Annotated in this window: 8 protein-coding genes; 6 read left to right on the forward strand and 2 right to left on the reverse strand. The window is 73.6% G+C overall.

Features of this window, described 5'->3' with window-relative positions:
• From VM242_15910 to VM242_15920, 3 genes are all read left to right on the forward strand, one after another.
• On the forward strand, nucleotides 1–1,933 hold a 1,933-nt coding region (locus VM242_15910; GenBank protein ID HVM06643.1), incomplete at its 5' end, for a glycosyltransferase.
• Nucleotides 1,930–2,241, forward strand: coding sequence for a hypothetical protein (locus VM242_15915; GenBank protein ID HVM06644.1), 312 nt, complete (start codon nucleotides 1,930–1,932; stop codon nucleotides 2,239–2,241). The genes VM242_15910 and VM242_15915, both read left to right, overlap by 4 nt.
• A gap of 38 nt (nucleotides 2,242–2,279) precedes the next feature.
• Entirely contained in the window at nucleotides 2,280–3,110 is an 831-nt protein-coding gene (locus tag VM242_15920; GenBank protein HVM06645.1) for a class I SAM-dependent methyltransferase, read from the forward strand.
• A gap of 55 nt (nucleotides 3,111–3,165) precedes the next feature.
• Here VM242_15920 and VM242_15925 read toward each other — a convergent pair whose 3' ends face one another.
• A complete protein-coding gene (locus tag VM242_15925; protein ID HVM06646.1) occupies nucleotides 3,166–4,323 on the reverse strand; it encodes a glycosyltransferase family 2 protein in 1,158 nt (385 codons plus the stop codon).
• Between VM242_15925 and VM242_15930 the strand changes: the two genes are divergently transcribed.
• A complete protein-coding gene (locus tag VM242_15930; GenBank protein HVM06647.1) occupies nucleotides 4,295–5,707 on the forward strand; it encodes a methyltransferase domain-containing protein in 1,413 nt (470 codons plus the stop codon). The two genes, VM242_15925 and VM242_15930, sit on opposite strands and share 29 nt — an antisense overlap.
• Here the strand turns inward: VM242_15930 and VM242_15935 are convergent.
• The gene (locus tag VM242_15935; GenBank protein ID HVM06648.1) at nucleotides 5,640–8,087 is read right to left on the reverse strand and encodes a YfhO family protein; all 2,448 of its coding nucleotides are present in this window, start codon (nucleotides 8,085–8,087) and stop codon (nucleotides 5,640–5,642) included. The two genes, VM242_15930 and VM242_15935, sit on opposite strands and share 68 nt — an antisense overlap.
• Before the next feature lie 176 nt (nucleotides 8,088–8,263).
• On the opposite strand from VM242_15935, the gene VM242_15940 reads away from it, so the two are divergent.
• Together VM242_15940 and treS are read left to right on the forward strand one after the other, a co-directional pair.
• Complete coding sequence (locus VM242_15940) at nucleotides 8,264–9,004, forward strand: class I SAM-dependent methyltransferase (GenBank protein ID HVM06649.1); 741 nt, start codon at nucleotides 8,264–8,266, stop codon at nucleotides 9,002–9,004.
• 143 nt (nucleotides 9,005–9,147) lie between these two features.
• Nucleotides 9,148–10,772 (forward strand): maltose alpha-D-glucosyltransferase (treS, locus tag VM242_15945; GenBank protein HVM06650.1); only part of this gene is annotated, 1,625 nt, incomplete at its 3' end.

Raw genomic sequence — 10,772 nt, forward strand, 5'->3', positions numbered from 1 at the left:
CTCCAGCGCCCGCCCGGTCGTGGCCGCCGTGTTCGCCGGGGCCTCGCCGGACGCGTACGTCCCCACCCTCGTCTCGCTGCGCGCCGCCCACCCCGGGGTGACGGTCGTGGCCGGGGCGCCCGACCTGGAGTCCCTCGCCCCCCTCGTCGCCCTCGGGGCCTCGGCGGTGGAGGCCACGTCGGCATCGGACCTGGTCGACGTGGTGTCGTCGACGTCCGGCGGCCACGTGCTGCTGGTGCACGACGCGACCCTGTTCCCCCCCGGCGCCCTCGACCGCGCCGTGGCCGCGCTGGACGGGGACATGCGCGTCGCCACCGTCTCGTTCCTGTGCAACGCCGCCGCCTTCTTGAGCTTCCCGTACCGGAACCACCCGGTGTCGCACCAGGTCGAGAGCGACGACGAGGAGTCGATCACCCGGCGGCTGCGCACCACGGCACCCGACCAGGCGCCCGCCCCGATCGCTTTCGCCGTGGGGCCCGCCGTGCTCCTGTCGGCGTTCGCCCTGTCCGCTGTCGGCCCCCTGACAGGCGACGACGACGGGCGGCGCGCCGACGTGGCCGTCGCCGACTTCAGCCTGCGGGCCCGCCACAAGGGCTTCCTCGACCTGGTCGAGCCCAACACGTTCGTCTCCCGCCCCTACGACCTCGGTCGGGTGGAGGACCCCTGGCTCGACCCCGACGAGCACCGCTGGCTGATCGCCCGTCACCCGTACGCGGCGTGGATGCTGGACGACGAGATGGTCTCGGGGTGCTCGCCGCTGGCCACCGTGCACGCCGCCTCGCGGGCCAAGGTGCTGGGCCTGCGGGTCCTGATCGACGGGTCGTGCCTCGGCGCCAAGGAGATGGGCACGCAGGTCCAGACCACGTCGCTGGCGGCGGCACTGGCCCGCCGTCCCGACGTGGAGAAGGTGTGCGTCGCCCTGGTGAGCGACGTCCCCCGCTACGCCGCCGCCCTGGTGGCCCACCCGAAGGTGGAGACCTGCTTCGCCCCGGGCACCGACGTGTCGGGGTACGCGCCGGTCGACATCGCCCACCGCCCCTTCCAGCCGGTGGACGTCGTGCACCCGTCGTGGTTCAAGGTGGCGGCCCGCACCGTCGTCACGATCCAGGACCTCACCTCCTACCACGTGGGTGCCTACCACGAGTCGTCGGACGAGTGGAGGTCCACCCGCCACGCCATGCAGCACGTGACGGCGGGGGCGGACGGCGTGGTGGTCATCAGCCACGACGTGCGCTCCCACCTCGCCCTCGAGCGCCTGCCCGTCGACCCCGACCGGGTGTTCGTGGTGGAGAACGGCACCGACCACCTGCGGGGCGACGAGGCCGAGTCGGTCCCCACCGAGCTGCTCGCCCGCGGGTTCGTGGCCGGCCGCTTCGCCCTGGTCCTGGGCACCAACTACGCCCACAAGAACCGCGAGATCGCCATCGACGTCGTGGCCGAGCTGCGGCGCCGGGGCCTCGCACTGTCGCTCGTGCTCGCCGGCGCGGCGGTGCCCTACGGGTCGTCCCGGGTGCCCGAGGCGGTCCGGACCTCCGGACGGGACGACGTGTTCACCATCCCCGACGTCACCTCGGAGGAGCGCAACTGGCTGCTCCACCACGCCGACGTCGTGCTCTACCCGACCTCGGCCGAGGGATTCGGCCTGGTCCCCTACGAGGCGGCCCGCTTCGGGACGCCGACGGTGCTGGTCCCCTTCGGCCCGCTGGGCGAGGTGGTGGGCGACCTGCCGGTGAAAGCCGCCGACTGGAGCGCGACGGCCCTGGCCGATGCGGCCGAGGAGCTGCTCGCCGATCCGGCCACGGCGCGCGCCCAGGTGGCGTCGGCGCTGCGGTCGGGCCAGGATTACACCTGGGACGCGACGGCGGCGAAGCTGGTCGAGGTCTACCGGACGCTGCTGGCGGCGCCGGCGCGAGGAGGCGACGCAGGGGCATGACCGATCACGAGATCACCACGAGCATCGGCCCCCGCCGGGCCCCGGAGCCGGCGCCGAGCGAGCTCGAGCGCCAGCTCGACCGCCTGTCGCTGGAGCAGGCCCTGCTCGACGTGGAGGTGGCCAACGCCCGCGTCGTCGACCTCACCCAGCGGCTGATCAGCGCCGGGCACGAGCTGGTCGCCGTCCGCCGCGAGCTGGAGGACCTGCGGCGCGAGCACGAGCAGCTGCGCTCGACGCACGAGCAGATGCGCCGCTCCCAGGCCTTCAAGCTGGCCAACCGCATCTGGTCGATAAGAAACGCCCTGTAGGAGGGGCCGGCGGCATCCGGCGACTACGCTCGCCGGGAATGACCGAGCAGCTCCGGGCGCGGCCCGACGTGCACTACGACGAGATGGTCGGCAGCACCGGGCTGTCCACCGGCGAGCGCGACACGTCCGCCTGGTTCGTCGAGCACTACAAGGACGCGGCCGACCAGATCATCGACTTCCTCGCCGGCGACGGCATCAGCTTCACGGGGCAGCGCGTGGCCGACGTCGGGTGCGGCGACGGGATCATCGACCTGGGGGTGGTCCACAAGGCCGAGCCGGCCCGCCTCGTCGGGTTCGACGTGGTGCCCACCGATCCCGAGTGGCTGCTCGAGCGGGCCCGGGCCGAGGGGGTGTGCGACGAGCTGCCGTCGTCGCTCGAGTTCCGCACCTGCGGCACCCGCACCCTGCCGGCCGACGACGACGCCTTCGACTTCGTGTTCACGTGGTCGGCGTTCGAGCACGTCGAGGACCCCATCGCCGTGTTCCGCGAGATCCACCGCGTGCTGCGCCCGGGGGGGATCCTCATGCTCCAGATCTGGCCCCTGTACCACTCCGAGCACGGCGCCCACCTGTGGCAGTGCATCCCCGACCGGTTCGCCCACCTCCTGCGCCCGGCCGAGGACATCAAGGCCGACGTGCGGGCCACCACCCGCTATCCCCGGGCCGTGATCGAGGAGTTCCTGGAGGTGTTCGACACCCTCAACCGGGTGACCCTCGAGGACCTCCAGCGAGCGCTGCTGGCCGCCTCCCTGCGCGTCGCCAAGCTCGAGCTCCAGTCCGAGTCGGTGCACATCCCCCCCGAGCTCGCCCGCCACCCCCTGTCCCAACTGGGCATCTCCGGTGTGAAGCTCCTGGCCGTCCCCGGCTGACGCCCAACCTGTAGCCGGAACGACCCGGATCCGAGTCGTTTCGACCACAGGTTGCTCAGACGCGTTGCGGGTACCGGTAGAGGTCCTCCACGGGGACGCGGCCGGTCCACACGGCGGAGAGGTGGTCGGACCACGAGCCCCGGTCGTGGATGCGGACGCGGCGAGGGGGGACGGGCGTGACGGCGGCGAGGGCGGCCGACACGTCGTCGCCCCCGACGGGAATGCGGAAGTCGAAGCCGGCGTACTGCATGAGCAGCTCGCCCGACGTGCCGTCCGGCTCGGCCACGGCCCGCACTCGGTCGCCCGGAGCGGGGCCGGGGACCCAGGTGGCCTCGACGTCGTAGCCCAGGCGGGTGGCGGCCCGGCCGACCACCGCCTTGAGCGCCCGGTAGACGAGCGGCTCGAGGACCCCGAGGTCGAGGAAGGCGTCGACGTCGCGCCGGTACCACGGGTAGCGCAGGTCCACGATCAGCTCGTGCTCGGCGACCGTCGTCTCCCGGTGGGCGACCATGCCGGCCGGCAGCGTGGACCCGCTGCCCTCGTGGAACACGAAGGTGCCGGGGGCGAGGACGGCGCGGTAGCCACGGGCCCGGCTGCGCAGGCACCAGTCGACCTCCTCGCAGTACCCGCGCCCGTAGACCGGGTCGAAGAAGCCCACCTTGCGGATGGCGGGCGTCGGGATCAGGAGGCAGAACCCGACGCCGGTGGGGACGTCCACGGCGTAGGAGCCGAACTCGCGCTCGAGCTCCGACGAGATCCAGTCCACGGTGTCCTGGCGCTTCAGGACGCCGGAGGCGTCGGCGTTGGGCAGCGAGAACAGCGAGACGTTGTTCGACCAGGCGGTGACCGAGCCGATCCCGGTGTGCGACTCGGCGACCCGGATCATCGACGTCACCAGGTTCATGGGCATGACGATGTCGGAGTTCAGGATGAACACGTGGTCGTAGCCGCCGTCGAGCGCCCGGGCGAGGGCCAGGTTCATGTTCCGGGGGATGCCGAGGTTGCGGGGCGAGCGGTAGTACCCGAAGCCGAGCGACCGGCACAGGTCCCGCAGCTCGTCGCTGAAGCCGGCGTCGGGGCTGGCGTCGTCCAGCACCACGACGTCGACGTCGCGGTGGCCCACCCGGGTCCCGGCGGCCGAATGGAGGCAGGCGGGCACGAAGTCGCGGCCCTGGTACACGAGGATGGCCAGGAGCACCCGCTGTCGCGCCACCCCCGAAGCATGGTCGAGCGGGCGGGAGCCGCACAAACGCCCCCGACGGCCGGCGGCCCCGGCGGCGGTTGCCCGTAGGCTGGCGCCCCCGACGGAGCGCCACGGAACGGAGACGGACATCCTGAGCACCTCGCCGCACGCCGACCCCACCCTGGCGCCCTACGGCGTCGCCGACGAGGACCTGACCTGGCCGGGCGACGAGCTCGTCTCCCGGGTGGCGACCGGCCAGGACAAGGCCGCGTTCTACGAGTCGGGCCGGCAGTCGGTGCGCGACCTCCGGTCGGTGCTGGCCCTGCTCGGCCGCGACCTCGACTCGTACGGGACGATCCTCGACTTCGGCTGCGGCTGCGGCCGCATCCTGGTCCACCTCGAGCGTTTGGCCGGCACCGCCGAGGTCCACGGCTGCGACATCGACGCCCGGGCCGTCCGCTGGGACGCCGAGCACCTCCCGTGGGCGAGGTTCGCCGTGAACCAGCCGGTGCCGCCCCTCCCCTACGACGACGCCACGTTCGACCTCGTCTACAACCACAGCGTCTTCACCCACCTGGACGAGGAGCACCAGGACCTGTGGCTGGCCGAGCTGCGGCGGGTGACCAGGCCGGGCGCCACCCTGGTGCTCACCGTCCACGGCGACAAGCCCCTCGCCGACTTCGAGGTGGCCTCGGCCAACGCCGGAGGCAACCCGGCCGCCGTGGTCGAGGAGGTCCGCCGCAACGGCATCGCGTTCATCGAGCACGACTCCTTCACCGGCGGCCCCCTGGGCGACGCCTACCACTCGACGTTCCACGCCCCCTGGTACGTCCTCGAGCACTGGAGCCGGTTCTTCACCGTCAGGGCCTACGTGCCCCAGCGGTCGCTGGGGTTCCAGGACGTCGTGCTCCTGGAGCGCCCGCCGGCCGACGTGCCGATCGCACCGCCCCGGGCGTCGATCGCGGCCCGGCGGGCCGCCGCCACCGGGAACCCGCCGGCGGGCGGCCCGGCGCCGCCGCCGCTGCCCGACGAGCCCGTGCTCCCCGCCGTGCGCCACGCCGTGTCCCGGCCGCTCCACGGCCCGCCGGTGGGCCTGCCCGCCCGCTACGGCGGGGTCACCCGGGCCGTCCGCCGCACGGTCCTGCGCCTGCTCGGGCACTACGCCGGCTACCAGCGGGAGGTCGACCGAGACATCCAGCGCGCCCTCCGCGAGCTCGACGCCTCCGTCGCCCGGCTGCGCCACGAGATGGACCAGGTCCGCTCGGCCGAGCGGGTGCAGGCCGACCTCACGCTCCAGGAGTCGGACGTGCGCCTGTGGGACGCCCTGCGCCGCCACGGCGAGCGGGTCAACCGCCTGGAGACGGACCTGTTCGAGGCGTTGGACCGGAAGGCGGACCGCCCCGAGAGGCCGTAGCCGTCGCTCGGCGCCCGGCGCGCGCGGCCCGCACGGCGAGCACGACGGCGACGGCGGCCAGCGCCCAGGTGGTGACGGCCGTGAGGCCGATCCCCGCCCGGAACGACGGCGGGTCGAAGCGCAGGTGCACCCGGTGCTCCCCCGCCGGGACGACGACGCCCCGCAGGGCGTGGTCGACCTCCAGCACCTCGGCCCGCTCGCCGTCGACGGTGGCCACCCAACCCTGGAACCAGGTGTCGCTGAGGACGAGGACGGCCGGCCCGTCGGCCCGGGCCCGCACGGTCACCCGCTCGGGCTCGTAGCGCTCGACGGCGGCGGTCCCCGCCGGGCCGCACGCCGGACCGCCCACCGCCCCGCCGAGGGCGCGGCGGGCGGCCGCCGTGTCGGTGACCACGGCGGTGCCGCGGAGCTGGTCGGAGCTCATCGTGGCCAGGCGCGGCAGCACCCCGCCGTCGGGGACCACCTCCCAGCACGACGCCAGGAAGGCGGGCGGGAAGGCACCCGCCCGCTCGTAGACGGGCAGGGGGCCGGGGACCACCGCCCGCTCGCCCACCCCGGCGGCCGTTGTCCCCACCAGGTGGGTGACGCCGAGCAGGTCGAACACCGGGCTTCTCGCCGTCTCCGGGCGGAACGGGCCCAGGAAGTTGCGGGCGGCCCGGGCCCGCTGGTCCTCGGCCAGGGCCACCAGCTCCACGATGTTGCGGGGGATGAGGGCGTCGTACCCGCCCAGGCCGGACAGGCGGTGGACGAGGGAGGCGTTGGGCGGGAGGGCGAAGGCGGCTCCGATCTCGGCGAAGCGGGGCCGCTCCCCGGGCGCCGCCGCCAGGGCGTCGGTGGCGGGCTGGGGCCGGTACACGGGCCGCCTCTCGTGGAACGGGTTGAAGCGGTGGCCGGTCGCCCACAGGTCGCCGGCCGCCAGGGCGACGACGGCCAACGCCGCCGGCGCGGCCCACGGGGGCCGACGGGCCAGGACGGCCAGCACGGCCGCACCGACGGCGAGGAACGCCGCCGCCCGCAGGCTCCGGCCCACCACGTAGGAGGACGGGAGCGGCGTGGCCGGGCGCTCCACCGCCAGCCACGCCACGCCGGCCAGCAGGGCGGCCGAGGTGGCCGCCACGACGGCCACGGCCCGGCGGTCCGCCGTGCGCCGGCGCAACAGGTGGTCGAGACCGAGGGCGGCCAGGCACGCCAGCCCGAAGTCCACGTACAGCACGAACCGGGTGGCGAACAGCGTCCGGTCGAAGCCGGGCAGGGCGAGGATGACCCGGTAGAGGGGCGTCCCGAGCACGGCGAGCACGCCGACGGCGGCCAGGGCGGCGGAGAACACGACGGCCCGGCGGCGGCGGGAGAGCAGGCCGACGGCGGCCAGCGGCAGGGTCAGCAGGCCGGGCCACAGGGCGGTCTCGGTGTAGTTCACCCCCGGCCCGTCCCAGTTGTCGTCCGCCGGGCTGCCCAGGTAGTCGGGCACGACGAAGGTGGCGAGGTGGGCGCGGGGAAGGAACGTCGCCCGGGCGTCCTCCCACGTGGTGGTCTGGCGGACGATCTCGGCCGACAGCTCGCGGGCGGGCACCACCTGGACGGCCGACAGCCCGAGGGCCAGGGCAACCGCGGCGAGGGGCGCCACGGCGTCGCCCACCACCCGGCGCCAGCCGCCGGCGTCGCCCGCCGCCCGCAGGCGCGAGGCGACGAGGCCGAACAGGGCCCACCCAGCGGCGGCCGCCCACACGTAGAGGGCGACCTGGGCGTGCCCGCCCAGGGCGACCAGGGCCAGCCCGAAGGCGGCGATCACCGTTCCCCGGAGCCGCTGTCCCCGACGGGCGACCTCCAGCCCGCCCAGCGGGAGCGCCATCCACACGGCCGACCCCATGACCGTCTCGTTGGTGGCCCACTTCACCAGGAAGGCGGAGAAGGCGAACGTGATCGCCCCGAAGGCCGCCGCGTACGGGTGGAGCTCGAGGATCCGCAGGAACCAGTAGGTGACGAGCAGGGCGGCCAGCGACGACAGCACGCTCAGCACGGTGAAGGCGACCAGGGGGTCGGCCAGCGCGTAGAGCAGGTTCGGCGGGTACCACGCCCCCACGGCCACGTCGGCCGCGAACGGGGTCCCGGCGAAGCGGTACGGGTCCCAGAGGGGCACCTCGCCGTCGGCCAGCCGGGCCCCCAGGTACTCGTGCCAGGGGTACATGGCGTAGTAGGCGTCGCCGTGCTCGGGGTTGGCCGGCCGTGCCGGCCCCGCCGTCGGGTCCTCGGGCCCGGCGAAGTCCACCGGGAAGCGCACCTGGCCGGCGAAGGCGGGGAACACGAAGGCGACCCACACCACGAGCAGGGCCAGCACGGCCACGACCCGCTCCCGCCTGGTGACCCTGTCGTCCTTCTCCATCGCCTCGCCCTCGGGGCCGAGCGCGGCACGGCCCGGGCCGCCGGAGCGTACGTGGACCCGCCCCCGGGCGGGCAATTAGGATCAATGGGGCGCACGACGGACCGGACGGTCCTCCCGGATGCCGGGCTGCGGGGACCGGCCGGCGGGACGTGTCGGCGTCGACGGAAGGGACACCCATGGCGGCCGTGAGAGAGCCGGACTTCGACCGGCACAACCAGCTCCAGCGCAGCTACTTCGAGACGTCCGAACAGCGCACCCTGACGCGGCCGTCGTCGCAGTACCTGCGCCGCCACGTGGACCGCATGATGCAGTCGGCCGCCATCCGACCCGGGGACAAGGTCCTCGAGGTCGGCTGCGGCCTCGGCCGCTACACGCTGATCCTGGCCGAGCGGGGGGTCGCCGTCGAGGGCCTGGACCTCTCCCCTGCCCTGCTCGAGAAGCTGGCGCAGCGCCCGGGCGCCGAGAGCATCCCCCTCCACGGCCACGACCTGGTGGCGTCGCCGCCGGAGATGCACGGCACGTTCGACGCCGTGATCGGGTTCTTCGTGCTCCACCACGTGCACGACCTCGACGCCTGCTTCTCGGCGGCCGGCCGGCTGGTCAAGCCGGGCGGGCGGGTCGCGTTCATCGAGCCCAACCCGTGGAACCCCCTGTACTACGTCCAGATCTTCGCCACACCCGAGATGTCGTGGGGGCCCGAGCGGGGCATGCTCCAGATGCGGCCGCCGGCCATGTTCCCGGTCATGCGCAACGCCGGCCTGGTCGACGTGACCCTGGAGCGCTTCGGCCTGTTCCCGCCGTTCGTCACCAACCGCAGGCTCGGCGCCCGCATCGAGTCGGCCCTCGAGTCGGTGCCGTTGGGGGTGCCGTCGCGCCCGTTCGCCCTCTTCTCCGGCCGCCGCCCGCCCGAGGAGTAGGGCGTGGCGGGCCGCCGAGGTGGGTAGCGTTCACCCGGTTCGAAGAGTCGAAACGGGAGCAAGCGATCCGCCGCAGTGCCATCGACTCGCCCGGGACCGGCGGGCCCGCACGCGAGCCCGACCACACGGGCGAGGTCACCGCCATCGAGGAGGACGAGCGCTGGTACCAGCGGGCCGTCTTCTACGAGCTGTACGTCCGCGCCTTCTTCGACGCCGACAACGACGGGACGGGTGACCTCCGGGGCGTCACCGAGAAGCTCGACTACCTGGCCTGGCTGGGCGTCGACTGCATCTGGCTGCTGCCGTTCTACCAGTCCCCCCTGCGCGACGGCGGCTACGACATCTCCGACTACTACTCGGTGCTCCCCGAGTACGGCGACCTGGCCGACGTCGAAGTGCTCGTCGAGCAGGCCCACCGCCGGGGCATCCGGGTCATCGCCGACCTGGTGGTCAACCACACCAGCGACGCCCACCCGTGGTTCCAGGAGTCCCGGCAGGACCGCACCAACCCGCGCGCCGACTGGTACGTGTGGAGCGACGACGACCAGCGGTGGGCGGACGCCCGGATCATCTTCGTGGACTCGGAGTCGTCCAACTGGACGTGGGACCCGGCGCGCGAGCAGTACTTCTGGCACCGGTTCTTCTCCCACCAGCCCGACCTGAACTACGCCAACCCCGAGGTCCAGCAGGCCATGCTGGACGTGGTCCGCTTCTGGCTCGACATCGGCCTCGACGGGCTGCGCCTCGACGCCGTGCCCTACCTCTACGAGCGGGACGGCACCAACGGGGAGAACCTCCCCGAGACCCACCAGTTCCTCAAGCGGGTCCGCAAGGAGGTGGACGCCGCCTTCCCGGGACGGGTGCTGCTGGCGGAGGCCAACCAGTGGCCGGCCGAGGTCGTCGACTACTTCGGCGACGGCGACGAGTGCCACATGTGCTTCCACTTCCCGCTGATGCCGCGCATGTTCATGGCCCTGCGCCGGGGCCGGGCCGAGCCGATCACCTCCACCCTGGCCGCCACGCCGGAGATCCCGCCCGGTTGCCAGTGGGGGACGTTCCTGCGCAACCACGACGAGCTGACGCTGGAGATGGTGACCGACGACGAGCGCGACTTCATGTACACCGAGTTCGCCGCCGACCCCCGCATGAAGCTCAACCTGGGGATCCGCCGGCGCCTGGCGCCCCTGGTCGACAACGACCGCAAGGTGGCCGAGCTGCTGCACGCCCTGCTGTTCTCCCTGCCCGGGAGCCCCATCCTCTACTACGGGGACGAGATCGGGATGGGCGACAACATCTACCTGGGCGACCGGGACAGCGTGCGCACGCCCATGCAGTGGAACCCGGACCGCAACGCCGGCTTCAGCCGGGCCGACTTCGCCCGCCTTTACCTGCCCCCGCCCATGGACCCCGTGTACGGCTACCAGGCGGTCAACGTCGAGGCCGAGATGCGCAACCCCAGCTCGTTCCTGCACTGGATGCGCACGATGCTGGAGGTGCGCAGCCGCCACGCGGCGATGTTCGGGGGCGGCTCCCTCGAGGTCCTCGACGCCGCCAACCCGTCCGTGCTCGCCTTCGCCCGCCGCCTCGACGACGACGTCATGCTGTGCGTCAACAACCTGAGCTCCCGGCCCCAGCCGGCCAGGCTCGACCTCCGGGCGTTCCGCCGGTACACCCCCGTCGAGGTCGTCGGCGGGGAGGAGTTCCCGGCGGTGGAGGACACGCCCTACCTGGTGACGCTGCCGTCCCACGGCTTCTTCTGGTTCTCGAT

This window comes from Acidimicrobiales bacterium (assembly GCA_035540975.1).
Classification (GTDB): domain Bacteria; phylum Actinomycetota; class Acidimicrobiia; order Acidimicrobiales.